Here is a 24,896-nt window from a genome sequence, read left to right as displayed (position 1 = left end):
CATACAAATTTAACAAGAGTCTTTATTGGAATCCCTCTATCATCAAAATTAACGCTTCTTTCAGGTATTTTATAACTGAATTTCGCTTCCCATATTATATCTTCTTTAAATATATTGTAAACGCTATTTTGTTCCCAATAAAATCGACTTGTGAAAATCCGATTGGTTGGACTAAATTCAATATGGTTTGCTTACTTTGGTAATGGGGATCAAAAATTGTTTCCGCGATTGCAAGAATTCCATCAGGTTTTAAGGATTTATATATTTCTTCAAGGGCACTAGCCCTGTTAGGAATCTCACCAAGTACAGCGGCCATTACTGCCCCGTCTGCACTATAATCACAAAGTTTACCTTCTCCCATGGGAATATTAACAACACTGATGTTTTTAATGTTTTCCCTCTCGGCCTTTTGTTGGACTATGTTTAGCATTTCAGTTTGAATATCAATTGAAATAATTCGGCCTTGTTCCCCAACCGCTTTTGCTAGCGGTATGCTTAGCCTGCCCGGACCACATCCAATATCAAGTATTGTCATTCCTCTTTTAACATTAAGACCAGTAATTATAACCGCTGATTGACATCCTTTCGCAAAAGGGTTTTCTAACTCAACAAGCCAGTAAAGCCAGGATGGACACGGTATATTTGTATGCCGAGAAGAATATTTCCAGGCAAACCAAATAAGCAAAAATACTACAATTAGGCCCATAATGTATTCATACATTTCTGTTCACCTCAACAACGCTCTTAGACACTATAGTACACAATACTCCAGTAAAATGAAAAACTCCTGCAAAAAATAATTCAATCTATTAGTTGACGCTTACAAAGAAAAAAAGGCCGCCCTCATTTATACTGATACAATGGGCGATTCTCTTGATTTCAAATACTTGATAATGTTCAACTGTTCAAACTGCTCTGTTGAATAATACCTGTATCCGGTTCCTTGATCTACGAAACTAGGCTTGAATAACCCAATTTTATCATAATAACGTAAAGTTCTAATGGGCACATTATGAATTTTTGACATATCACCAATTGCATACATATTCTTCATTCTGTCACCAACATAAAAATAAATTGACAAATGATTGCTAATTACCGTTAGACTGTTATCCTTTTTAGATAAAATATAAACCCTCCAGTACCGAGAGAGTCAAATGTTTTTTTGAGAAGTATCTGTTTTCTCCCCTGTAAATTGCTCGGAGAAATTCTGTATTGCGCTGATAAATGCCTGTGTAGCGTTCGATAAATAACGATTTTTGTTCCAGGCAAGCCCTGCTGTAACAGATAGTGAATTGGCCAACGGAAGGCTGGCAACATTAGAATGTTTTCTGGCAATAGGTTCAAGTAAAAAGGTGATCCCAACTCCCTGCTCGACTAAACCTATTATTGTTTCTATCTGGCTGGACGAAACAACTATACGAGGCGAGAACTGGTTCTTCGTACATTCTTCAACGACAAGTTGATGGGAAAAGGTATCTTCTTTAAATAAAAGAAATTGCTCGCCCCTTAGTTCTTGTAATGGAATGCGTGAGAGCTGGGTAAGGGGATGACCTATAGGTAAGCAGACAAATACTTCACTTGTCGTAATAGATATCGTATCTAACTGAGGCGACAAATTCGAAATAATTATAATGCCAATATCAAGCTCTCCTTTTTCAAGCATGCCGGCAATAGTCAGAGACCCCTCTTCAATAACGGTAATATACAAATAAGGGTGTTCTTTTTGAAATTTGCTAAATATATAAGGAAATAACATTGCTCCCAGCATAGGCGGTATTCCTATGCGCAGATTCTCCCGGTGAAAGCTGCCATAATCTTTCATCTCCAGAACGGAATTCTCTACTCTGGTCAGAATGTCTCCCACTCTCTTCAAAAAAACGCAACCTGCAGAAGTCACTTTAATTTTCTTCTGGCTGCGGTCTAATAGTTGTACTCCCAGCTCTTCTTCCAGCTTCTGAATTGCAATTGACATTGCAGGTTGGGCAATGTGAGCTTGTTCGGCTGCGTTCGTTATACTACCTAATTGGCAAACCAGTTGGAAATATTTTAACTGCCGAAGTTCCATGTCTAATAAATCCCCTCATCTATATATCTAATATATGAAATTATTGATATTTAATATTTTTTTTTAATGTTAATAATGATTATACTACAACTACATCCATTTATAAAATAAACAAAGGGGCGGATTTTATGAAAGACAGCGGATTAAAATCTATACATAGGCGAGAACGTACATCGCTTACTGGTGGGCAAAACAACTCTGGCAGCTTAACCCAGAAAAAGTATCAGGTGGCTTTGAATGCAGCGCAAGAAATTATACACGGAGATATGCCGCAGCCTGGTATACAGGATAGTTTAAACTGCGGTAAACTGCGTAAATTAATTCGCTATATTCAAACCGGTAGTTGCTGCATATTGTTATGGGGATGTTACACACAGCAATTTTTAAATATGTAAGAGCATATCCTTGGTGATACATTTTTAGTTATATTTATTTAGGTTTTAGGAAAGATATAAAATATCCTGAATAAATTGCAAGGAGGAATTCACGTGCGCCAACTGACTCCCGTAGAAGTATTGTCGTTAGCAAAACTTCTAGAGATGGAAACCAACGCTCTAACGGTAGCTCAAGCTAGTTTGATGGCAATATCTGATGAGCAGCTAAAAACCATGACACAGGCGGGGATTGCAGCAACGCAGGCCAGGGTGGCAGGGCTACAACAATTCGTGGTGGAAAACAAAATTACAACTGCCGGATATGGACTTGAAAAGCAAACTCAGGTAAGTGGGGAGGTACAGTAATGGCTTCACTGATAGGATCAATTTTTTCCGGAAGCACGGGTGAATCTGCTGATAAAATTATTGCCTATAACTCTACATACGGTGCAGCCGCCACGGCACAAGCCTATTTTTCGGCAGCCTTAACAGCAACTACCCCTGAGGTTCGTGCTTTTTTGGCAGGATATTGTTCCCAAAGCCTGACAGGACATGAGGGAATCATGAACTATATGATTCAGAAGAAATGGGTAAATCCATATGACCAGCCAGAAAACCAACTTTCAACAGTTGTACAAGAGTCCTTGTCCTCTTTTAAAGCTCATTAAGAAGATTGTTACCTTTACCATGTACAACTTATTGCCGCTTCACCTTTAGGTGGGCGGCAATTTAATTGAGTATTAATGCAGAATAATTTGTATTCAAACTGCGTTTATATTTGACCCCTGCATAACTGTGCATGAATTGTCGGATAGGCCGATTTGTTTTCTGCTATTCTTATTGATGTAAGGAGGTCATAAATATGCTTGACAAAATGAATACAGCCTTGCGGTATATTGAAGAAAACCTGGCTGGTGATATCGACTTTAAAGAGGTAGCCAGACAGGCTTGTTGCTCGGAATATCATTTTAAAAGAATGTTCTCTTTCCTGGCAAGTGTCACATTATCGGAGTACATTCGCCGCAGACGTCTTTCACTTGCCGCATTTGAGTTTATCAATAGTGATATAAAGGTCATTGACGTTGCCGTTAAGTACGGATACAATTCACCAGATGCATTTACCAGAGCTTTTCAAAGTTTGCACGGTATAACACCGTCTGAAGCTAAAAACAATGGACAGGTATTAAAAGCCTATCCGCGGATGACCTTTCAGTTGTCAATCAGAGGAGGTATCGAAATGAACTATCGCATCGTAAAAAAAGAAGCTTTTCGTATCATTGGCATCAAAAAAAGAGTTCCTATCGTTTTTAACGGGGTTAACCCTGATATTGCTGCTATGTGGCAATCATTAGATATTGAGATAATAGCCAAACTAAAAAGCCTTTCAAATATTGATCCTGCAGGGCTAATTAGTGCATCTACAAACTTCTCCGAAGGCAGAATGGAGGAAAAAGGCGAACTTGACCATTATATTGGCGTAGCGACAACTAAAGACTGTCCCGCCGACCTGATGCCACTTGAAGTCCCTGCTGCAACGTGGGCCGTCTTTACGGCAGTTGGACCTTTTCCTGAGACACTTCAGGATGTATGGGGACGCATTTATTCCGAATGGTTACCCGCCTCACACTATGAATTAGCAGAAGGACCAGAGATTTTATGGAACGAGCATAAAGATATAACCGCACCGAATTTTAAAAGTGAGATATGGATGCCGGTTTTAAAAAAATAGTTAAAAAAGCTTCAACCCTTATTTCAACAACAATGGTTGAAGCTTTTTTCGTCATTGCCAAATTCTCCGGTCTGCCATGACTGGCTCGTATACAAAACAAGCTTTCCCACTTCCACCCTCTCATCTGTACCTAGCAAAAATATAAATTCTGTATATTTCAACAGTGCCAAATTTGTTTTATAATACAAACATGCTTTGCAAAACAGCGTGATTTCATCGACAATACTAAACTTAAGATTAAGAATATGAGAAAGGTGGAAAAACCGGTATGGAACAACGATCTTTAAATCAAACAAAACTACTGGTCTATGCGGCCTTGGGCATTGCTCTTGTTTTTATTTGTACGGTATTTGTAAATGTTCGTTTGCCTGTTGCCGCTAACGGGGGATTAATTCATTTAGGGAATGTGCCTTTATTCATTATTGCCATTCTTTATGGGCGCTGGTTAGGAGCTTTGGCGGGGGGAATCGGTATGGCCCTTTTTGATGTGGTGGGCGGCTGGTTTCTGTGGGCGCCCTTTACTCTGATTATTGTCGGGCTTATGGGGTATACCGTCGGCGCTATTTGCGAAAAGAATCAGACGCTCACGGCCTATGTTCTGGCTTTGGTGGTGGCTTGTATCATTAAGGTAGTTGGTTATTATGGGGCCGAAGCGATTATTTATGGCAATTGGCTCATACCGATGACATCAATCCCCGGTAATCTTGTTCAGATCGGTGTGGCGTCAGTCATTGTCCTGCCTGTTGTGCTCAAATTAAGGAAACATAGCGCCATTTTTACCTGGGCAGGAAGCCGCTGAATTGTTCTTTTATCATAGTTTACCCTTGTCTCGAAACAGTTATAGTATTAAACTATTAAGAGTCGATACCTTACGATTATCGACTCTTTTTATGTACTTTCTTGATAATATCATTCAGTCGGCGGAGTCGTGGTCTGCCGGTTTGTGCGCCACACATGAGTACCACAAGCCGGTCCTTTTGTTTCCTCCCAAGGAATGTATAAATTATCCATAAAAGAAGGAACTCAATATTATTATAGAGAATAAAAATGTAATTTATTAACTCTTTATAGGAGATTTTATGGATTATATTTATTTGTCCGTTATGAGTTCACTAGTTGGAACGCTTGCCATAATTCTAGTTTGCATATATCTGTATGCGTTATACCGCGTGCGCTATATGGTTATATGGGCCATCGGCTGGCTTATCCTGCTCTTACGGTACGTTATTTTGGATTCCGGATTAGTTCCCTGGAAACTGTCAGTTTGGGGATTATCACTATATCAAACGATATCTTTGCTCTTTATTTTGATGATTGTTTGGAGTACTTATAGTCTCATAAACAAGCCGCTTAGTAAATGGTGGGTTTATGGCACTGCCGGTATTCTCATTGCAAGTTCCGCATTGAATGTTCTAGCTCCCACCTTACCTTATAAATTATTGTTTCCCGTCTATGCCGGCTGCTTTGCCCTCATATGGATTGGGTTCCTTTATATACGCCATCTTAAGGCACCAAGGTTTGGCCGCTTGGTTGTCGGCTGGGCTTATATTCTCATGGGTCTTCTGAATTTTATCTTTCCTTTTACTGTTAATGGCTCATGGTATGTTCCCTTGTGCTATGTTCTGGGCGGAACAGTGCGCCTGGTCATTGCTATCGGAACCTTGATATTATTTTTCGAAAAAACCCGAACTGACTTATCCAACAAAGAAATTCAATATCAACTATTAGCCGAAAACGCTATTGACGTAATCTATTATTATCGCCTATCTCCTGAAGCCGCCCTCGAATATATAAGCCCCTCGGTTTTGACAGTCACCGGTTATCCCCCTGAAAACTATTATGCTGATAATAAATTAATCTTCAAATTGGTACATCCTGATGATAGAGCCCTTCTGAACAATTTCATCAACAATCTGCCGTACTCTGTCGAGACTCCACTGACAATACGCGTGTTGAGAGAAGATAAAAGCACCATCTGGATTGAGCAGAAATGTGTCCCGATCTATGATGAACAAGGCCGGCTCATGGCATTGGAAGGTATTATCCGCGATATCACGCAACGAAAAAAACTGGAACAAATGGCCTCAGCCTTTGACAGGATGCATATGGTGGGCAGTATGGCGGCAACTGTCGCTCATGAAATCAGAAATCCCATGACCACCGTGCGCGGCTACCTGCAGGTACTGGGCCGAAAGGAAAAGTATCAAACCGATAAAGAAAAATTTGAATTAATGATTGAGGAAATAGACAGAGCCAATAGTATTATCCGGGAATACCTTTCCCTGTCCCATGAAAAATTTGTTAGTTTAAAAAAATGCTCGTTAAATCATATCATTAAAGCATTATTCCCTTTGATCCAGGCAGACGCTAATTCCTCCAAAGTATATGTGACTCTTGACCTTAGCGATATTCCCGAATTGCCGTTGGACGAAAATGAAATCCGTCAATTGTTACTGAATCTAGTACGTAATGGTATTGAAGCAATGCCGCTAGGCGGGAACCTGGTTATTGGTACGGTCCTTGCAGATAACAAAGCTGTTTTATCCATTAGTGACCAAGGCTCGGAAATACCGCCGCATATACTAGAACACTTGGGTACACCATTCTTTACGACTAAGGATACAGGCACAGGCTTAGGGCTGCCAATTTGTTACCAAATAGCCCACCGGCATAATGCCAGTATACAAATTGATACCAGTGACACAGGAACTACTTTTTTCGTGAATTTTAATCCACCCGCTCCGTAAAAACGCAAAATTTTCTCAGCCCTTTTTCAGTGAGTAAATAACTGAAAAAGGGCTTTTTATATTCCCATAAAACCCTATATTCTTGCAATATTCTCCATTCTTTTACATTAATTACAGGAGTTATCCCCTTTTCTCTGTAACCCTTAATTAAGGGGGTGACGGTTATGAAGACGTAATCCTTAATAAAAAGTTTCTGCGTCAAAAACTATTACGAGGAGAGAAAAATATGATAACCAATAATGAAAAAACAAATTCCTGCTCAACAATAATCGCTGAGAATTCAATTGAAATTTGCGTAGCTAAAACCCCGGCAGAAAAGAGGGCAATATACCACTTTCGCTATCAAATCTATGTAGAGGAAATGTCTAAGCATCTTGTAGCGGCTGATCATGATAATAAGCTTTTATATGATGAACTGGATGAATGGGCGATATTGTTATATGCTAAAGTTGGTTCAGAGATAATTGCCACTTATCGAATCAATATCGGCACCATGGCAAACTTTCCACAAAAAATAATCGAGTTTTTAGCTCTGGATACATTTAATAATGGTATTATTGAACATGGTAGTCATAAAATTGCCTATGCAACAAAAGTAATGGTCACTCCCGCTCATCGAAGTTCGCCTGCATTATATTTGTTTATGGCAAAATGCTATGAAATTTGTTGTTATGAACAAGTCCAATTTCTCTTAGGCGCCTGCAACTTTCATTTACTGCGGCTCTATGAGCAACTAGGCTTCCGCAGATATTATAAAAATTTTCTTGACCCTGGCTATGGCCTGTTAGTCCCGCTTGCTATGCTTATAGATGACGTTGAGCATCTACGTAAATTACGTTCCCCTCTTTTTCGCATAGCAAGGAAAAGACAATCATTAAATACCAAAGCTATTGAATGGTTTGATACCGCTTTCACTGGTAATTTCTCTATTATTAATAGTCAACTGACTACAGAGGAAGAATTATGGAGCATTTTGTGCAAACGCTTGCATTGTCCACCAACGGCAGGAATAACCTTACTGCAGAATTTATCTGAAACAGAAGCAAAAAAACTCCTTCACAATTGCGGAATTTTGGTGAAGTGCGATCCGGACGATATTATTACTTTTCAAGGCGATGTTAGTTACACCTATAATATATTAATTTCCGGCAAATTAAAGTCATTAACTGTTAAGCGCCCAAATAAGGAATACGTCACACCCGGTCAGCATTTCGGGGCAAACGGATTAACCGAGCAAAATACACACACGGAAGACATAGCAGCTACTAGTTCTACAGAAATACTAGCATTATCCGGTATTGCTTTTCAAAAGTTTTATCGTTCCCACCCGGAAATTGCCCACAAGGTCGTCAAAAGTATTATCAATAGCAAGAAAAAACTAGCTCGTATTAAATGAGTTTAACTCCAAGCATTTTTACAGGTTAGTATCCTAAAAAAACCGTCATTACACTTGTCATATCAAGTGTAATGACGGTTTTGCCTTTCTCTACAGAGCCGAATGACATTTAGCTTTACGATTCTCAATGGATGCTTTTCCCCAAGGTTATAGACCATGCGGTTACGTTCTGCGCCTTTTCCTTTTCAGTCATATCTACTCCTTGGATTACTAAATAGTCATTGCCATTAATATTATGGCCCATTTTTTCTGCAATAACAATAGGTTTTGATTACTAGACCCTATTTTTATACAGTGGTATAATTATCCTATTTAGACAGTTAAAATTAAATTACCTGCAAAAAATAATGATAAAAGGAAAGAAACCGTATGGAAGAGTCAAAGCTTATTAAAATGATAACGAACAATCCCAGAGCGATAGCCTATATAAATAATCCTACGGACGAGATGAAATTATTGGCTGTTAAAAAAAACGGACTGATGCTGGAATATATCAAGAATCCGACTACAGAACTGCAGGAGTCTGCTATCGCCAATAATGCCAGGGCCATTCAATTTATCGATAACCCCACGGAAGATATGATGATAAAAGTTATTAATGATGGCTGGGTTAATCTGGAACATATTAAAAATCCAACCGATAAGGTGGTAAGATTAGCCCTGAATCAAGCCGGCTGGGCTATTAAATATGTTAATAATCCCAATGAGGAATTGCAATTATTAGCGGTAAGAAAAAATTACGATTCGATAAAATTTATAAAATCACCTTACGAAAGTGTACAAGCCGAGGCTGTAAAAATTAATTATGATGCCCTACGCTATATAAATTCACCCACACATACTACCGAACTTATAGCAATCAAAAATAACGAGCGGGCTATTACTTTTATTAATGATTTGGATAAACATAAAATAATAGAATTTCTGAAAGTAAATATCTTAGTAATTAAGTATGTGGTAAAAGAAATAACCCAGGCTGAATTAGAGCAGGTATTACAGGCAGCCTTGTCAAATGAAGCTGTTGAAGAACAATATGTTAGAGATTTTTTAAATTGCAGCACTATAGATAAACATAGTGACATCATGCCAATAGATAAGCTAATGTTCATTTATAAACATGGAAGTAAAAAAGCGAAAAAAATAGCTGTAGATGAAAAGCTGAAGCTGATATAGGAGCGATATACAATGAATTATACAGACACATTAAAAAGTGTTGACTTAGTACTGGCTACCGGCGAAGTACCTCTAATCATTGGTGAAAGCGGCATAGGAAAAACGGCTTTGGCCAAGGAAATTGCCAGAATGAATAATTGGAGCTTAATTGTTATCAATGGGAACCTCCTTAAAGAAGGTGAAATTGGCGGTCTGCCAACCATAGATTCCTATACAAAAGTAACTGCCAAAGGAGCGGCGCTGGAAAAGAAAACCACCGTATATGCCGTTCATAATAAACTACGGGAAATTGATGAAGAGATAGCTAAAGGCAAGACTGTTCTGCTATTTATCGACGAAATCAATCGCTGTGAGCATACAGTACAACAGGAGCTTATGAACATCATCTTAAACAGGGAAATTAATGATTATAAGTTGCATGAATCTGTAAAAATAGTAGCCGCTATGAATCCTTCAAATAAATATGGTTCAGATCTTGATTACCAGGTTGTCGATATGGATGCAGCGCAGGAGAATAGATTTGTATGGCTATATATGGAACCAGATTACAAGCAGTGGTTAGCCTGGGCCATCGATGCCGGGATCGAGCAAAAGGTTATAGAGTTTATCTCCACCTTCCCGGATTATTTGCATAAAATAAATACAGAAGACATAAACGCTACTCCCAGAAGCTATGAAAGAATCTCCAGTATTTACAAAATTTACAAAGAGAAAAAAGCAGCCATACCCAGGGCCGTGTTTGTAAATGTTATTAGAGGAAATGTAGGAAAACTCATTGCAGAAGAATTTGTCAGCTTTGTTGAGTCAGATTACAATCTCCTGATAGCGTATGAAGATGTTTTTGCCTGTGATGCTCTGCCGGAATCTATCATAACAAGAGTAAAAAACGAAAGTCATACAAGACTGTATCTATCTGCCAAAAATATACTAAAAGCCTTAGAAGCAAACATAAAAAATGCTGCCGCCACCCCCGGTTATATTGACAGACTTATTGAGTTTTTAAAAACCTATCCGGTAGATTTAATGATCGGAATCATGAAAGATATTAAAAACAGTTATCCTGAAGTATACAAACAGGCCATAGAAAATGAAGACTTTGTAGAATCCTATTTTAACTCCTATAGCTCGATAAGGTGATAGTATGGGAACTTATTTTGACACCCTGGCAGCAGGGCTTTATGAACAAGCGAATATCATTGCGGCTGCCTTCTTAAAGAAAAAACGCAGCGACGCCAAGGCTAAGCTGCATATCCCCCAAGAATTTAGCGAAGAGTTTTTTAGCCTGGTAGATAAAGTGAATGTAAGTCTCATGGAAGACAAAGATAATTTCTACGGATATTTTCTGCTGCAAATGACAAGAGAAATACGCTTTGATATTAGCAGTCCCACTGGTGTGAATTTTAAAGGAGCCTGCTATGTTATCTATTTTAACCCCCTAATTTTTTTGAATCTTACTCTAAAACAGATGGAAACCACCATTAAGCATGAAATCCTCCATATCGTATCCCTGCATCTAGTAAGAGCAAAAGAATTTAAGGCCGGTTATAGCCCATTGGCGATTAATACGGCAATGAATCTGGTAGTCAATACCTATTTGGATAATCTCCCTCCCTATGCGGTTACATTGGAATGGGTAAATCTAAATTATTCTTTAAAGCTCCTGCCCTTTGAACCTTTTGAATATTATGTGGAAAAGCTTCAAACTGCTATAGACTTACTGGAGACAGATAAAGACGAAACGGCAGATGAAGAAAATACAACTGAAAAAATAGAAACCGGTTATGATCCTGAGAAAACCCATGATATTTGGGAAGAATCCAGTGATATCGATGAAAAGACACTCACAGAATTTACCGAGAAGTTTGTTATTCATGCTCAAAAAGGCAGTATGCCGAATTACGTGGAAAACCTGCTGGCAGCGCGTAAAAACAGCAAGGGTGAATTGCCCTGGAACATCTATCTTAAACGGTTAATGGGAACTGTTGAAAGTAATAAAAAGAAGACGATAACGCGAAGAAACAGGCGGCAGCCCGATAGATTGGATTTGCGAGGCCAACTCAGAAGTCATAAGGCAAAAATTGCTGTTGCGCTTGATATAAGCGGCAGCATTAGTGATGAGGAATTTCAGCAAGCCATTAAAGAAGTATTCGCGATAGTAAAAAATTATAAGCATGAGCTTACGATTATCGAATGTGACAATGAAATTAGACGGGTGTACAAAGTCCAATCGGCAAAAGATGTAAAAGAGAGAAGCCATATAAGGGGTGGCACTAAATTTACCCCGGTCTTTGAATATGCCAATGCTAATAAGCTGGATCTGCTGGTGTATTTTACTGACGGCAAAGGGGAGGATGAGCTCCAGGCAACACCAAAGAGCTATAAAACCCTGTGGGTTATTTCCGGGAAAGAAAACAGCCTTTCATTAAAAAAAGCTTATGGAGCAGTTAAAAAGCTTACAAATGTTCAAACAAAAGATACCACTTTGGATATGAGCCATGTTAGCTTCAGAGATGGCTATTCCATGAATGACCAAGAAAAAATTCATATTTAACTTATAAAATCCGTACCAGCGATCACGCCGGTACGGATTTCTTGATAAATCATAGTAGTATGTGTTCACTTTTGGCAGGAGTAGCCTTGTCTGCCGGTTCAGGTTCTTTTGCGTTGTCTCGCACATCCTGAGGAATCTCTATCGGAGCTACCTGATTATACTGCGAGTAAACTACCTGCAGCTTCAACGTCGAGTTTGTTAAAAAATCTTCGACTAAAGCCCGGTCCTTGGGGTTAATTAAATCCATAAACAATCCTGCTCCTTTGCGAACCGGCTCTGTCAAATCCATATCTATTTCTTGTACCAGCTTAGTCGCTTTATCGACTTTGATAGTATATTTTATATCGCCGACAGCTAACAGCCCCAGCCGTACTATCGCAGCCCTGCTCAACAGTTCCTTATCCTGCGGATTTTTTAGTTTGGCGTCTGCGCTGACAGCATCACTTAGTTGTATGCTATCCAAAGTGATTTCCATATATTTGTAGGATGGTGTTTCCTTTTTCAGCTTTACCGCTTTCACCAGCTGCAACATATTCATCCGGTCAGAATTCTTTTCCTCTGCTGAAAGCTTTTTATTCAAAGCGGGATCAATCGGCCTAATTTGTTTGGTCCAGGTTTCGTTGCTTAATGAATATACCACCAGATCGTCCTGATTTTGTTCTATGTACTGCTTTAGCGTCAGTGTTTTTTCTTGATTCAGTGCGTCACGGTAACAAATATTTATATCGTGGGTTAAGCTCAGCGGTTTTTCCCGGGCCTCTCCATTGATGGCAGCTTCCACTTCCCCCATTGGGGTTTCAGCCGTGACCGTGACATCATAATGCAAGCCGGTTACATCCATCATATTTTTATATACATCGCTTAAATACGCCTTTTCCGGTGATAGTTTTTCAGCGGCAAAAACAGCAGAACTGTTCACCACCACCAACAACAATCCCCATACCAAAGCACCCCTCCAATTGAGCTTTCGCAAAAATCCTACCATACTATCAAACTCCCCCATTACAAATTCTACTCTCCTGGGACACAGGGACAGGTCCCTTGTCCCAGCAAATGGTCACTCCCGGAAGTTCCGGCCCAGCTGCTGCCCGCAGTTATGGCAATATGTATGCGTTATCGCACTGGTGATTGAACGGCAGTGCCTGCAGGTCTTGGTTAGCAGGCGATTTCCAATATACCCTATGCCACCCATAAACACCACCATAATTACGCTGCCCAGAAAAACGCTTGCTACAATTACCCATGCCGTGAAGAGCAATTCCAGTCCCCACCAGTGCAGCCATCCATGCTGCACTGTTTTCATCTGAGGATTCCCGTCTGTACCGCAGCGCGGACAATATTTAAATGAAATCGGCGCGCGCCCGTACGTTCCGTCCAAACTACGCTCACATGCCCTGCATACCCTATTGAAACGCATACTTGTTTCCTCCAAGATAACCTTTGTAATGCCCCCTGCATTCTGCACAAGGCATTACTGGTACGGAGCAACAACCCTTCCCGCTGCAAAATAAGTCCAAAGGATGGACTTTAATCCTCATTACAAACTTCACGCGTTTGAACTTGCTTATTAGTGGTAAGGAGTATAACCGCAAAAGAAATCAGGATGCAGCCCATAATTTTTCCGACAGTGATTGTCTCGTTTAAAAACATCCCCCCAGAAATTATACTGGTTACAGGCTCAAACAAGCTGAAAATCGCCGCTGCAGAAGCCCCCAGATATTTGATGCCCAATTGTAGCAGCAGTACTGCAAAAAGTGAGGTTAACATAGAAAGAACAAACATGTAAAAATAAGCTTTTAGCGGTAAAAGCAGTACAATTTTATTGGTCGGGATACTATATAATAACATAAAAATTGACACCGATACAGCTATATAGAATATAATCAGCCAAGGATTCAATTGATCGATTTTCTTCTTTTCCACACCGACCATATATATTGCATAGGTTATGCCTGACACCCCTGCTAACACAAGCCCGGTTATATGCGTTATTTGCGTTATTTGCTTAACATCGATAAAACATAAGATTCCGGCACCCGCAATGAAGAGCACAATAATTTTTTGCAGTCCCAAACGTTCTTTAAAAAAGATGCGGCACATAAGACAAACAAAGATCGGATATAAGAAATGTAAAGTTGTAGCAGTTCCGATACCTACATACGGATAGGACATATACAGCAGCAGCGTTGTTATGCCACCGCCGATGATGCCAAACAGCACGAGATTACGCAGTACTGGCAACGGCAGCGAAAGCGGTATCTTTTTCAGCCAAAGTGTCAGCAATAATACAGGAATAGCGAAAAGATTCCGGAATAACGTCACCGTTTCAGGTGTACCGCCCATATTGTATGTAAGAGATGTTAACACAGGAGTAATTCCAAACAAAAAAGCCGACAAAATGGTAAAGATAATGCCTTTGCATTTATTCGGCGGCACCTGCGGCAAGGCGTACGCTACACCCTGCATAAAGTATTTTACAGTACTATCATTATTCACCGGGGGAAACCTTCCTTTTATATTATGCTACAGCACATTTACTTAAACGCGCAAGGTACATTCACCAGACACTTACCACAGACCTCACTGCCGGCACTATTCGCATTCTTTCCTGTTTCATCTGAATAAGAACTCCCAAAGTCCTTATAGATCTCAGCATTTTTTAAGCAGACCTGAAAACATTTCTGTCTGTCATAGCCTGTAACAGTTAGCGCCCCGGAGGGACAGTGTTTTATACAAGCGCCGCATATCCCTTTGCTTTTATACAGGCAGTAATTATCGTCAAGCGGCTTATCCGGCTCTATTGGCAGATTCGTAATTACTGTGCTGTAGCGACCACAGCAGCCGTTGCTGCTAATCAGCATATTATTAAGGCCAAAGGTGCCAAGTCCTGCCACTCTGGCAATATGACGCTGCGACCAATTACTTATTAACCTTTCCTGGTCAAAGGTTGTTGCCGCTTTAGAAACTCCGGCTTCATAGCCCATTTCCTGTATCGCTGCTATTAAGTAATTGTTTAACTCTCCAAACATCCTGTTAGTTTCTTCATAAGTACGCGCCCACTCGGGAGATGACACATTCCCGGGTGCTTTGTTTGTATCGGCAAGTTCCCTGGTAAAAGGGAGAAAATAAGCAATAATAATTGTTGGATTTTCTATGACCTCATGCGGCATAACATGCTGCGGCGAAATAATATCCTTAAGGTTGGAAATATCCGGATGATTTGCATCGGCAAAGCCAACTAATGGCTCACCCCATACGGAGGTAATGCCCGGCTTTTTCTGATATTCTTGTACATAGGTTTGGATCATGGTTGTTATTAGTTGTTTAAAATCCATCATAGGTTCCTTTCTGGTAGTATAATTTTACATTCACATGCAATGATTTTAAAGTTGAATTATCTAGTCAATATAAGCCACCGGGCATACACTAATACATTTGCCGCAAGTATCGGCACCATGCCTATCCTGCTTCTGGTTCTTGTTACATTCGTCTTGACAAATAAATTTATCAAAAGAATCAGGCACCAGGGCATTTACCGGACAGATTTTGAAACATAGACCGCAAGAGCCGTTTTTAACATATAAACATCTGGTTTCTGCCGGAGCTTGTTCCTCATACAGGGTGGCAGATGTTAACACTGAACAGAATCGTCCGCCAGAACCTTTTTCGGTAATAAGCATTCTATTTGCGCCAAAGGTGCCTAGACCTGCAATGGCAGCAGCACTTCGGTGTGACCATATTGATTTCATATCTTTGGGGTCATAGGTATGGGTTGCCTGTACTGCACTGGCTGAATAGCCTAAATCAGACAAGTATTGAATGACCGCCTGATTCACGACATTGAAATAAGGATTAATTATGGCATAGGCTTCACCCCAGGCCTCAGAACCGCCGTCAACTGTTTTCGGCGCTGCTACCACCAGGCTGGTAAACGGTACAAAATAGCTGATGACGCTTTGAGCATCTGGCAGTAGTTCAGTAGGGTTTAAATGCCATGGACCAATAATCTCCTTTAATTCAGAATATCTACTATCTGTGGCAGAAGAAAAACTTACAATCGGCCTCCTAAATAGATCAGGTCGGTTTAATGATGCCACTTTCTCAACAATAAGCTGTTCAATTTGATTTTTCATTGACATAAATATAACCTCTTCCTTTCACTTTGCTCAATATGCCCATACACCAGTATAATTTTGAATTTACTTGTATTTTAGCACTTGTTTTTTCAGCATTCAACAAGATTGAAGCCTAAAAAAACCTCCGTTTTTTGTGCTGTACAACCAATTTATATTACTTTATACTATTTATATCAAGTGAGAGGCAGGTATATATCATTGACGCTAAAACAATTTTATGAAAAGTTCCGAAAAAAGCACCAGCTACAACTAATAGCTGGCGAAAAAGGTATTTATACCTCTTTTAAATGGATTTATCTGCTAGAGGACTTGAATAATATGAGTTTTATTCGCGGTGGAGAATTAATTATTACAACCGGGCTTGCCAACAGTTATGATCACTGGCTTGAAGAACTCATTCATTCAGTAAACAAAAAAGGTGCAAGCGGTATTATTTTAAATATTGGAAATTATATTAAAGATATACCCCATTATCTCATTGATTATTGCAACAATAATCACCTGCCGCTGCTTATCATGCCCTGGGAAATACATATTGCTGACATTATGCAGGATGGCTTCAATGATATTATTAAAGAGAAACAAGAAGAAGAATATTTTAGCAAGATATTCTCCAATGCCATATTTGATAATATGATTGATAATGCATTTATTGCTGAACATGAAGACATGAAACCCTATTCCTATTCCACCTATGGAATTGTCGCTTTTAAAAATGTCTCTAACGATAAATTAACCGTGATTCTAAATCAAGCAGAACAAAAATATCTGCTCCTGACAAAAAAAACTACCCAGTATGCCATCCTATATAACATAACCGAGAATAACTTTGCCGCTACACTGGCTTTCCTTCATAGTTCTTTAAGTACCGATGATGATATTCACTGTGGCATTTCCACGCTGGGGCAAGGCTTACAATGCTTATTTAACAAACGAATTGAAGCAGATAAAGCCTTGCAGGTGGCCATCGCTACGAAAAAGCCCCACTGTTTCTATAATAATTTAGGCCTTTATCAAATTATACTAGGTATTTCAGATGAGACTATATTAGATAATTTATATACACAATCGCTAAAAACCATTGTTGATTATGACCAAAAACACAATTCTAATTACTTGGAAATACTGCGCTATTATATTGAATTCAATTCTAGTGTCCAACTCGTTGCTGAGCACACCTTTACGCATCGAAACACCATTAACTACCGCGTTGCCAAAATCAAAAAGCTGCTCCAGAGTGACCTGTCTTCCATGGAAGAACGCTGCCGTATTCGGCTTGCCTTTTGTCTTTATGATTTACAACACAGCAATACAGTTAATTAAAAGCTCTTCCTTCTTCAAGTTCCGTGGGACACGTGGGACACGGGGACAGGTCCCTTGTCCCACTTAATTTTATTCTCCCCTCCTCAACTGATTGACGGCGAGGCAGTGTTACGGACCGTTACCTGCTCGTCCCGAGAAGTTAGCATTTTTAGCTGGAAAAACTTTCGCAGTATAGGTAATGTCTGAATTAGGTAAAAAACATAAGCACGGGCCTTGTGCAAAGGCTGCTCTGATAAAGGGAATTACAGTATTATCGGCACTATAAGCAGAACCAAAGGATGTATAACAACAAGGGGGATAATGAGTGTTATTGCCTTTTATTACTATGCCCCTGTTCACTAATGTGTTTTTAAGCCACATATCAACTATTGTTGTTATATCTATTTCAATAGCTGCCTCACAGGTAAAGGGAAAGAAGTCTTGTTTAAGTGTCGGGTCTAAACTTACGGAACAATCCTTGTCATAGGTTGTATAAGAACTAAATTGATCTAATAAAGGATAGACGGAAAACGTTACGGCTGTACAGCTAAAGAAATCGCATAATTTGAATAACACTAATTTTGCAGATAACAGCGACAGGCTATTGGGGATTACCGAAGTATCAAAAAAAAGATAACTGAAATAATTACATTTACGTTTATTTCCGACAATTATTTTTTTGCCTTTCATGCCTCGGCGCGATCTTCTAGTAGATACTGTCAAGCTTTTGCTTGCTAAGATATTGATAACTGACAAATCACACCACTCCTAACACCACGGCTAAAATGAATACGCATGTACTGTTATGTAGGAGGCTTGGGTGTTCCCCAAGCCTCAGACTTTGCGGCTAGGTTGTTGTATGAACAAACCCTATCCCTACATGCAAATTTTCTTCCTCATAAGTTACTACACCGTCAATTGATAAACTAAGAATAATGGAAGCCGAAGCTGCTAATGAATCAACAACCTGAGAACGAACATATTGAGTTGTTCCATCAACATACACGGCAGTAACATAAAAACCTGGACTGGCTATAGGTGTGGCACCATTATTGGTAACAGTTATATCAATAATAGAACCATCATCCGAAAGTGAAACATTTTGGGTTAGAGAATGAATAACACTTGCCATATTGCTAGCTCCTCCTTTATTAATAGGGACACCTATTACATAATATGTAGCTTATTATAGATTGACAGTTGTTTCACAATTTTTTTAAGTTGTAGAGAAATGGGACAAGGAACCTGTCCCCTTGTCCCACCGTAAAAAAAGATTAGCAGGAACCTCCTCGCAGAAGTTCCCGCTAATCGCTTATCAGTAGCTTTTTATTTCATCCTATTGCCTGCTATTTATCCGCTTCAAACTTTACATTTATAATCCGGCGAATAAACATGACAATCATGCCGATAAATACCAGCAAACCTAACCAATCGGCAGTCCGGGCAAAGTCCTTGCCTACAAGCGCCAGCGGCGAGTCACTGCCGCCACTGGTTACCGAAAATACGATAATAACGGCAATAATAACCCCCATTAAGCTTTCACCGACAATCAGGCCGGATGCAAACAGCACACCGCGGCGGTTGCAAAATTCCACATCTTCCTCGACATGCTGCGGACTCCGTTCACGTGCCCGGTCACGCAGATACCGGGTTACAAAATAGCTCATAACGGCACCCAAAATTAGCGGTGTTTCCAGTGTAGGCGGCAAATAGATTCCCATACCCACAGCTAACGGCGGCAGGCAGTATTTGGCCGTTCCCTTTTTCAACAGTAAATCGACAATGATTACAACAATCCCGACACCCACACCAAACAGAATGTAATTCCAGTCCAGATTATGGCTAAAAATACCTGTTGCAATCGTAGCCATCAAAGTTGCTTGCGGCGCGGACAGAACCTGGCTTTCGTCCATTCCGGCACGCGGCATAGCCCCGACAAAGCCGTATGCTTCATACAGCAAATTCAATACAGGTGCAATCGCAAAAGCGCCGATGATGCAGCCCAGCAGCAAGGCTACCTGCTGTTTCCACGGGGTGGCGCCAACAAGATAACCGGTCTTTAAGTCTTGCAGATTATCATTGGAAATTGCGGCGATACTGACAATAACACTGGTCATAAAAATCGCCAAAGCAATAGCAAATTTAGTTCCCATTGCCGTATCAAAAAGACTGACGGTCGAACCGATTCCCAATACGACAAGAGAGGAAATAATAATCCCCAAAATACCGATACCGGAGATCGGACTGGCCGAAGTACCAATCAAACCGGCCATATAACCACAGGCAGCAGCCACAAAGAATCCCATACCAATCGCAACGCCAACGCCGGCAATAACAAAAATCCAGGTAGTACTTGCAGCCAGCTGGGCATCGGCAATAAAGGAATAAAAGGTTCCCAGCAAACCGACAATAATGACAGCCAGCACCATACCGATCGCTTTCGGCGACATATCTGTGTCCATACGGTGCAGGTTTTTCCCGGTTTCCGACTTACGCATAGCTTCAATGGAAATACGCATACCTTCAAGGATTGGCTTAACTAAGGTAATCAGCGTCCAGATTGCGGCAATGCCGATGGTACCGGCACCGATAAGCCTTACCTTTTGCGCCCACACGGCTTGCGCAAATGCGCTGGCGCTCTGTCCGGCTGCCGGTGTCAGCACCGAGGTCAGATAAGGTACAAATACAACCCACGCCAAAATAACACCTGCTAAAATTGCCATACCGCTGGCAATACCGATCAAATAGCCGGCTCCCAGCAGAGCTGTAGAAAAGCCCAGAGGCAGTTGGGAAGTAATTTTACCCAAGGAAAACCAGTAGTGCACTTCTGAGGAAATAATTTGGAAGCCACTTGTGCAGAAACTGATAATAGCCGAAACAAAACCGCCGGCTAAAATATCTTTAGCGCCATTTTCTTTGGTCCCGGCGGCGTTGCCACTGCCTACTTTCAGGATTTCAGCAGCTGCCAGGCCCTCAGGATAAGGCAGGTCACTATTAACAATCATTGCCCGGCGTAAAGGAATGGTAAACAAAACACCCAGGCTGCCGCCACACGCACAAATCATCAATGTCTGCCAAAAAGCAAACCCTTGCCAGTATCCGATCATTAGCAAGCCGGGAATGATAAATATGACTGCAGAAAGAGTCCCTGCTGCCGAAGCTTGCGTCTGAACCATATTGTTTTCCAGAACATTGGAATCCTTAAACATTTTCAGAACCGCCATAGAAATAACGGCTGCCGGAATGGATGACGAAAATGTAAGTCCGACTTTTAATCCTAAATAAACGTTTGATGCTGTAAAGATGATAGTAATCACCATTCCCAGCAACATGCCCCTAAACGTAAGTTCAGGGAGATTCACGTCATGACTCATGAAATCTACCTGTTTCAACCCTTGCACTTCCTCTCCGATACTCTCACTATATAAACTAACCTTGCACTTTACTATTTATTAGCCACTGCTCTTGCTGTGACCGTAATTATCACCTCATTGTCCCCAGCTATACTGAAATTGAAAGCATCCGCGAAATTCCAACTTCGGTAACTTTCTATATATTTGTGCAAACTCCTTCAAATTTTCCGTAAAATGTTTACCTCAGGTAAACTATTTTACTTTTGTCCTCTTAGAAAAAACACATTTTGTTCTGTCAGATGTAAAGCTGTAAGCAAAATAAGTTAACCTTCCGTTTGCTGCCAATGAGGCTCCTATTAAAAAAGTCTCAACCCCGTCGAGTTTGGGTTGAGACTTTTTAACAGGGCGGTTATCAATGTGAACAATCAGGTGGCTGCTATTCATAGTCAGTTACCACTTATAACCTATAACCGCATTTTTTTGTTCCTTTGCTTTATACAAAGTTTGATCGGCTTTAATTAAAAGGTCTTTTACATCCTGTTCCTGTTCCAGCGAAATAATCCCGGTGCTGATGGTCAGGTGATATGATAAAAAAGTGTTTTCCACCCTGCGGCGAATTCTCTCCATGATTTCAAGAGCATTTTTTAAAGAGTTCGTTTCAGTAAAAACAACAGCGAATTCATCACCACCCAAACGGATAACAATATCATTATTGCTGGTGCCTTCTTTTAAAATTGCTGCAATGCCACACAATAGTACGTCACCAGTAACATGACCGTACAAATCGTTAATCTTCTTGAAGCCATCCACATCTATCATGGCGATACACAACTGGCCCTTGTCTTTATTTATTCGGTCTACTATCTCGCGCAGTTTCAAATGAAAGTATCTCCTGTTCCATAAGCCTGTTAGATAATCGGTATGGGAACGAATACTCAACGTTTCGATGATCCTGCCAATTATAAATCCTCCGATGGAAAAGACCAGGGTACTCCCGATCCACAACAAGCTTCTTTCATGGCCGACCGGACAATATAATTGCAAATAATATCCTGTTATGCCGATCACTACTCCAAGCATACTAAGTATAAAGCGTGCATGCTTATAAAACACTTAGACTGGCCCCCTCTATTTCCCTGAACACTAGAGAGTTTTACTATCTATCCAAACAAAATCCTAGACTTAATATTAATTTATTCATTAATTTTAACGTATTACTTAATATTAAGCAATAACTATATGTAAACACTCTTTCCCATTGATATAGTTAAGTTGGGTGATGTGCATGTATATTGATTACCATACCATTGGACAACGAATAAAAAAAATACGCAAACAAAAACATTTTACACAAGAAAAACTGGCTGAGAATCTGGAAGTTTCACCCGTGTATATTAGCCAAGTAGAAAACGGCAAAACGAAATTAAGTCTTGAAATGCTAATACGCATAGCAAATTTGCTAGACACTAACCCTGGCTATTTTATTACCGGTGTTTCCTATTCTGCAAAGGATTATCTGAAATTTGATATAAGCCAGTTTCTGCAAGACCTTCCACCAGAGCAGCGTCAACTAATAATTGATATAGCTAAACTCATCACTAAGTATAAACAATGAGTAATGCTGTTCAGTAATTCAATGCAGGTACAAAAATACACAGGAATGGAGAATGTAGCGGTAGATTTATGGTTTGCCCAGGTAAACAAAGAAGCGATATCACAGCAAATATGTGATATCGCTTTTTGGGTTTAAATTTGCGATCTTATCGCTTCAGTACTTTTTCTTGTCCTTAGCAGTTATTCGACAAATTATCTTACAGGGATTTCCCGCCTATATATCTCTTTGGCACCAATTACAGTATAATTTACAGTATGACGTTAATGAAGCAGCATATTAAGGTAATGTATTAACGTGAAAGGGCGTGTAAAAATACTTTGTTTTATCCTACGGCCCCCCCTTCCCTCAGTACCCGGAAAGCCCGGGCCGGAAGCCGGTCTGAGCAACCGGTTATATATAAAAAATTTGTTATCACGGAGTGGGCTGTTATTGAGGTTAACAGGTGCCATGCATGTTATTGAAAAGGCTAAATCCGGGTTCTCTATTGTCTGTAAATTTAACTATATGCAGTACTCGTGCTATCATTATTTTATTTGGCATTAGTTTGCTTTCATTCCTCTGGACAGGCCTGTATTACCAAGAGCAAAACGAGCGGCAACTCGCAATTGCCAGTGCCTTCAAAGATACGGCCAATTTTGCCCGGGCATTTGAAGAGCATACGTTACGTACAATTAAAAGCATAGATCAGACGGTATTATTTTTAAAATATCAATATGAACAAGAGGGCCGAAGTATTGATATTCCTCAGTATATAAAAGAAGGCAGACTTACCAGCCAGCCTTTCGTGCTGTTGAGCGTGATTGACGAACAGGGGGATCTGGCGGTAAGCGACCAGGTACGGTTTCTTCCGTCCTCCCTAGAGGACTGTGAGAATTTTAAGGTTCACCAGACTGCCGACAGCGGCCAGCTCTTTATCAGTAAACCGGTATTGGGACACGCCTCCGGCAAGTGGTCCCTTCAAATGACGCGGCGGATAAATAAGCCTGACGGTTCCTTCGGTGGAGTTGCCTTTATTTCTATTGATCCGGGGTATTTTACAAAATTCTATAAACAAGTAAATTTAGGTAAAGATTCCACAATTACGTTGGTAGGCCGGGACGGGATCGTGCGGGCGCGGGACTCTGGCGGATTTTCGGCTATTGGACAGGATATGAGCAACAGCACATTAATGGAGCAACTGGCAGTCAGCACAGCGGGGAACTATTTTTCAACGAGTTCCATTGATAAAGTCAAAAGACTTCATAGTTACCGGGCCTTAAGTGACTATCCCTTTGTGGTGTCGGTAGGCATTAGTGAAGAAGAAGTTTTCCGTGACGTGAATAAGCGACTTAGCAGCTATTACCGGATAGCCGGTATCAGTTCGGTGGTAATAAGCATTTTTGTTGTGATATTGCTCATTATTACCGGCCGGCAAAAGCGCACAGAGAATGCATTAAAGCAAATCCGGGACAATCTTGAACTTGAAGTGGTGAGAAGAACCCAGGAACTGTTTACCGCCAACCAAGAACTCACACAAAGAAATTACGAACTTACGGCAGCTTTAGAAACTATTGAAAATGCACAGAAGCGGCTGGCCCAGCAAGAAAAATTAGCAGGTATCGGGCAACTGGCCGCCGGGGTAGCGCATGAGATTAATAACCCTTTGGGGTTTGTAACCAGCAATATTGAGACACTGGAGCAATATTTTTCGGCTTTCGGCAGTGTAATACCCCAATACCGGGAGCTGATTTCGATACTTCCCGCCATAGATGATGCGGCAGTAGCAGCAAAACTGAAACAGATAGCCTGGCATGAAAAGGACAAAGACCTGGATTATATCCTGAATGACTTTTCGGAACTGTTTAAGGATACCATCGAAGGGCTTGATCGCATGAACAAAATAGTCAAAGGAATGCGGCGCTTCTCCCATATCAATCAGCAAGTAGCCGAACCTTATGATTTGAACGAAGGACTGGAAAGCACTTTATTAGTCGCCCAGAATGAGATCAGATATTATGCCAGTGTAGAAAAAAGGCTGGGAAAACTACCGGTTATCGAAGCTGTTGGCAGCGAAATTAACCAAGTATTGCTTAACCTCATTGTTAACGCCGCACAGGCTATTAGAGACAAGCATACTACCGGTTTAGGAGCTATTACCGTATCCACCTGGCATGATGAGGTTTTTGCCTATTGCTCTGTTCAGGACGATGGTGCCGGCATTGCCCCGGAAAACCTAAATAATATTTTCAACCCGTTTTTCACCACCAAACCTGTCGGGCAGGGAAGCGGAATGGGCCTGAGTATTTCCTATGATATTATTGCTAATCACCATAAAGGCGAAATATTGGTTGAAAGCGGTCAGGGCACAGGAACAATATTTATTGTAAAACTACCCATGAAATACGGCGGTGTCTAATGCTGGCAGCACCCTTTCGGGGCGCCTGCTGCAGCAATGCGGCCTGGCATAATTGAT

25 protein-coding genes are annotated in these 24,896 nt (G+C 40.5%); 13 read left to right on the top strand and 12 right to left on the bottom strand.

The window, feature by feature from the left end:
* Positions 1-94 precede the first annotated feature (94 nt).
* From SPSPH_RS05745 to SPSPH_RS05740, 3 genes are all read right to left on the bottom strand, one after another.
* Positions 95-721 carry a class I SAM-dependent methyltransferase gene (locus tag SPSPH_RS05745; protein ID WP_083945424.1) on the bottom strand — a complete coding sequence of 209 codons (627 nt, stop codon included), beginning with the start codon at positions 719-721 and terminating at the stop codon, positions 95-97.
* Between the two features lie 126 nt (positions 722-847).
* Positions 848-1,045 carry a MerR family transcriptional regulator gene (locus SPSPH_RS23510; protein WP_198930893.1) on the bottom strand — a complete coding sequence of 66 codons (198 nt, stop codon included), beginning with the start codon at positions 1,043-1,045 and terminating at the stop codon, positions 848-850.
* Between the two features lie 108 nt (positions 1,046-1,153).
* A complete protein-coding gene (locus SPSPH_RS05740) occupies positions 1,154-2,068 on the bottom strand; it encodes a LysR family transcriptional regulator (protein ID WP_075754077.1) in 915 nt (304 codons plus the stop codon).
* Between the two features lie 128 nt (positions 2,069-2,196).
* Between SPSPH_RS05740 and SPSPH_RS05735 the strand changes: the two genes are divergently transcribed.
* The 10 genes from SPSPH_RS05735 (at position 2,197) to SPSPH_RS05690 (ending at position 12,038) form a co-directional block, all read left to right on the top strand.
* Complete coding sequence (locus SPSPH_RS05735; protein ID WP_075754075.1) at positions 2,197-2,463, top strand: hypothetical protein; 267 nt, start codon at positions 2,197-2,199, stop codon at positions 2,461-2,463.
* 93 nt (positions 2,464-2,556) lie between these two features.
* The gene (locus SPSPH_RS05730; RefSeq protein ID WP_075754073.1) at positions 2,557-2,808 is read left to right on the top strand and encodes a hypothetical protein; all 252 of its coding nucleotides are present in this window, start codon (positions 2,557-2,559) and stop codon (positions 2,806-2,808) included.
* Entirely contained in the window at positions 2,808-3,110 is a 303-nt protein-coding gene (locus SPSPH_RS05725) for a spore coat protein (RefSeq protein ID WP_083945423.1), read from the top strand. The genes SPSPH_RS05730 and SPSPH_RS05725 overlap by 1 nt, the downstream gene beginning before the upstream one ends.
* Positions 3,111-3,304: 194 nt before the next feature.
* Positions 3,305-4,171 (top strand): AraC family transcriptional regulator, encoded by an 867-nt coding sequence (locus SPSPH_RS05720; RefSeq protein ID WP_198930892.1) that lies wholly within the window; start codon positions 3,305-3,307, stop codon positions 4,169-4,171.
* A 268-nt stretch (positions 4,172-4,439) separates the two neighbouring features.
* A complete protein-coding gene (locus SPSPH_RS05715) occupies positions 4,440-4,970 on the top strand; it encodes an ECF transporter S component (protein ID WP_075754069.1) in 531 nt (176 codons plus the stop codon).
* Between the two features lie 280 nt (positions 4,971-5,250).
* A complete protein-coding gene (locus SPSPH_RS05710) occupies positions 5,251-6,918 on the top strand; it encodes a PAS domain-containing sensor histidine kinase (RefSeq protein WP_075754067.1) in 1,668 nt (555 codons plus the stop codon).
* Positions 6,919-7,144: 226 nt separating this feature from the next.
* Positions 7,145-8,314: a cyclic nucleotide-binding domain-containing protein gene (locus SPSPH_RS05705; protein ID WP_075754065.1), complete on the top strand. Its 1,170-nt coding sequence runs from the start codon at positions 7,145-7,147 to the stop codon at positions 8,312-8,314.
* 369 nt (positions 8,315-8,683) lie between these two features.
* Positions 8,684-9,487 (top strand): hypothetical protein, encoded by an 804-nt coding sequence (locus SPSPH_RS05700; protein ID WP_075754063.1) that lies wholly within the window; start codon positions 8,684-8,686, stop codon positions 9,485-9,487.
* 12 nt (positions 9,488-9,499) lie between these two features.
* On the top strand, positions 9,500-10,624 hold the full coding sequence (locus tag SPSPH_RS05695) for an ATP-binding protein (RefSeq protein WP_075754061.1): 1,125 nt from the start codon (positions 9,500-9,502) through the stop codon (positions 10,622-10,624).
* 4 nt (positions 10,625-10,628) lie between these two features.
* The gene (locus SPSPH_RS05690) at positions 10,629-12,038 is read left to right on the top strand and encodes a VWA-like domain-containing protein (RefSeq protein ID WP_075754059.1); all 1,410 of its coding nucleotides are present in this window, start codon (positions 10,629-10,631) and stop codon (positions 12,036-12,038) included.
* A 49-nt stretch (positions 12,039-12,087) separates the two neighbouring features.
* On the opposite strand, the gene SPSPH_RS05685 is transcribed toward SPSPH_RS05690, so the two are convergent.
* The 5 genes from SPSPH_RS05685 to SPSPH_RS05665 all read right to left on the bottom strand — a co-directional run bounded on the left by SPSPH_RS05685 (position 12,088) and on the right by SPSPH_RS05665 (position 16,177).
* Positions 12,088-13,041, bottom strand: a complete 954-nt coding sequence (locus SPSPH_RS05685; protein ID WP_233138675.1) for a DUF6612 family protein — start codon at positions 13,039-13,041, stop codon at positions 12,088-12,090.
* Between the two features lie 54 nt (positions 13,042-13,095).
* Positions 13,096-13,455 (bottom strand): zinc ribbon domain-containing protein, encoded by a 360-nt coding sequence (locus SPSPH_RS05680; RefSeq protein WP_075754057.1) that lies wholly within the window; start codon positions 13,453-13,455, stop codon positions 13,096-13,098.
* 110 nt (positions 13,456-13,565) lie between these two features.
* Complete coding sequence (locus SPSPH_RS05675) at positions 13,566-14,504, bottom strand: DMT family transporter (RefSeq protein ID WP_075755978.1); 939 nt, start codon at positions 14,502-14,504, stop codon at positions 13,566-13,568.
* Positions 14,505-14,572: 68 nt separating this feature from the next.
* A complete protein-coding gene (locus SPSPH_RS05670) occupies positions 14,573-15,376 on the bottom strand; it encodes an epoxyqueuosine reductase (RefSeq protein WP_075754055.1) in 804 nt (267 codons plus the stop codon).
* A gap of 60 nt (positions 15,377-15,436) precedes the next feature.
* Positions 15,437-16,177 (bottom strand): epoxyqueuosine reductase, encoded by a 741-nt coding sequence (locus tag SPSPH_RS05665; protein ID WP_083945422.1) that lies wholly within the window; start codon positions 16,175-16,177, stop codon positions 15,437-15,439.
* Positions 16,178-16,372: 195 nt separating this feature from the next.
* Between SPSPH_RS05665 and SPSPH_RS05660 the strand changes: the two genes are divergently transcribed.
* Positions 16,373-17,497, top strand: a complete 1,125-nt coding sequence (locus SPSPH_RS05660; RefSeq protein ID WP_075754053.1) for a PucR family transcriptional regulator — start codon at positions 16,373-16,375, stop codon at positions 17,495-17,497.
* Positions 17,498-17,605: 108 nt separating this feature from the next.
* Here the strand turns inward: SPSPH_RS05660 and SPSPH_RS05655 are convergent, their stop codons facing one another.
* The 4 genes from SPSPH_RS05655 to SPSPH_RS05640 all read right to left on the bottom strand — a co-directional run bounded on the left by SPSPH_RS05655 (position 17,606) and on the right by SPSPH_RS05640 (position 21,942).
* A complete protein-coding gene (locus tag SPSPH_RS05655; RefSeq protein WP_075754051.1) occupies positions 17,606-18,232 on the bottom strand; it encodes a DNRLRE domain-containing protein in 627 nt (208 codons plus the stop codon).
* A gap of 91 nt (positions 18,233-18,323) precedes the next feature.
* Positions 18,324-18,608, bottom strand: coding sequence for a hypothetical protein (locus tag SPSPH_RS05650; RefSeq protein ID WP_075754049.1), 285 nt, complete (start codon positions 18,606-18,608; stop codon positions 18,324-18,326).
* 214 nt (positions 18,609-18,822) lie between these two features.
* Positions 18,823-20,868 (bottom strand): OPT family oligopeptide transporter, encoded by a 2,046-nt coding sequence (locus SPSPH_RS05645; protein WP_083945420.1) that lies wholly within the window; start codon positions 20,866-20,868, stop codon positions 18,823-18,825.
* A 411-nt stretch (positions 20,869-21,279) separates the two neighbouring features.
* Complete coding sequence (locus SPSPH_RS05640) at positions 21,280-21,942, bottom strand: GGDEF domain-containing protein (protein WP_075754048.1); 663 nt, start codon at positions 21,940-21,942, stop codon at positions 21,280-21,282.
* A 172-nt stretch (positions 21,943-22,114) separates the two neighbouring features.
* On the opposite strand from SPSPH_RS05640, the gene SPSPH_RS05635 reads away from it, so the two are divergent.
* Both SPSPH_RS05635 and SPSPH_RS05630 read left to right on the top strand, forming a co-directional pair.
* Complete coding sequence (locus SPSPH_RS05635) at positions 22,115-22,444, top strand: helix-turn-helix domain-containing protein (RefSeq protein ID WP_075754046.1); 330 nt, start codon at positions 22,115-22,117, stop codon at positions 22,442-22,444.
* Positions 22,445-22,895: 451 nt separating this feature from the next.
* A complete protein-coding gene (locus SPSPH_RS05630) occupies positions 22,896-24,839 on the top strand; it encodes an ATP-binding protein (RefSeq protein ID WP_075754044.1) in 1,944 nt (647 codons plus the stop codon).
* The last annotated feature ends 57 nt before the right edge of the window (positions 24,840-24,896 follow it).

Origin of the sequence: Sporomusa sphaeroides DSM 2875 (assembly GCF_001941975.2) — a bacterium.
Lineage (GTDB): Bacteria > Bacillota > Negativicutes > Sporomusales > Sporomusaceae > Sporomusa > Sporomusa sphaeroides.
Note: the sequence above shows the minus strand (reverse complement) of the source record. Positions and strands in the feature narration are given on the sequence as shown.

Bases quoted from the DNA above. Each gene is read 5' to 3' on its own strand.
- SPSPH_RS05745 (WP_083945424.1), bottom strand. From the start codon at position 721: ATGTATGAATACATTATGGGCCTAATTGTAGTATTTTTGCTTATTTGG.
- SPSPH_RS23510 (WP_198930893.1), bottom strand. From the start codon at position 1,045: ATGTATGCAATTGGTGATATGTCAAAAATTCATAATGTGCCCATTAGA.
- SPSPH_RS05740 (WP_075754077.1), bottom strand. From the start codon at position 2,068: ATGGAACTTCGGCAGTTAAAATATTTCCAACTGGTTTGCCAATTAGGT.
- SPSPH_RS05735 (WP_075754075.1), top strand. From the start codon at position 2,197: ATGAAAGACAGCGGATTAAAATCTATACATAGGCGAGAACGTACATCG.
- SPSPH_RS05725 (WP_083945423.1), top strand. From the start codon at position 2,808: ATGGCTTCACTGATAGGATCAATTTTTTCCGGAAGCACGGGTGAATCT.
- SPSPH_RS05720 (WP_198930892.1), top strand. From the start codon at position 3,305: ATGCTTGACAAAATGAATACAGCCTTGCGGTATATTGAAGAAAACCTG.
- SPSPH_RS05715 (WP_075754069.1), top strand. From the start codon at position 4,440: ATGGAACAACGATCTTTAAATCAAACAAAACTACTGGTCTATGCGGCC.
- SPSPH_RS05710 (WP_075754067.1), top strand. From the start codon at position 5,251: ATGGATTATATTTATTTGTCCGTTATGAGTTCACTAGTTGGAACGCTT.
- SPSPH_RS05705 (WP_075754065.1), top strand. From the start codon at position 7,145: ATGATAACCAATAATGAAAAAACAAATTCCTGCTCAACAATAATCGCT.
- SPSPH_RS05700 (WP_075754063.1), top strand. From the start codon at position 8,684: ATGGAAGAGTCAAAGCTTATTAAAATGATAACGAACAATCCCAGAGCG.
- SPSPH_RS05695 (WP_075754061.1), top strand. From the start codon at position 9,500: ATGAATTATACAGACACATTAAAAAGTGTTGACTTAGTACTGGCTACC.
- SPSPH_RS05690 (WP_075754059.1), top strand. From the start codon at position 10,629: ATGGGAACTTATTTTGACACCCTGGCAGCAGGGCTTTATGAACAAGCG.
- SPSPH_RS05685 (WP_233138675.1), bottom strand. From the start codon at position 13,041: ATGGGGGAGTTTGATAGTATGGTAGGATTTTTGCGAAAGCTCAATTGG.
- SPSPH_RS05680 (WP_075754057.1), bottom strand. From the start codon at position 13,455: ATGCGTTTCAATAGGGTATGCAGGGCATGTGAGCGTAGTTTGGACGGA.
- SPSPH_RS05675 (WP_075755978.1), bottom strand. From the start codon at position 14,504: ATGCAGGGTGTAGCGTACGCCTTGCCGCAGGTGCCGCCGAATAAATGC.
- SPSPH_RS05670 (WP_075754055.1), bottom strand. From the start codon at position 15,376: ATGATGGATTTTAAACAACTAATAACAACCATGATCCAAACCTATGTA.
- SPSPH_RS05665 (WP_083945422.1), bottom strand. From the start codon at position 16,177: ATGTCAATGAAAAATCAAATTGAACAGCTTATTGTTGAGAAAGTGGCA.
- SPSPH_RS05650 (WP_075754049.1), bottom strand. From the start codon at position 18,608: ATGGCAAGTGTTATTCATTCTCTAACCCAAAATGTTTCACTTTCGGAT.
- SPSPH_RS05635 (WP_075754046.1), top strand. From the start codon at position 22,115: ATGTATATTGATTACCATACCATTGGACAACGAATAAAAAAAATACGC.
- SPSPH_RS05630 (WP_075754044.1), top strand. From the start codon at position 22,896: ATGTTATTGAAAAGGCTAAATCCGGGTTCTCTATTGTCTGTAAATTTA.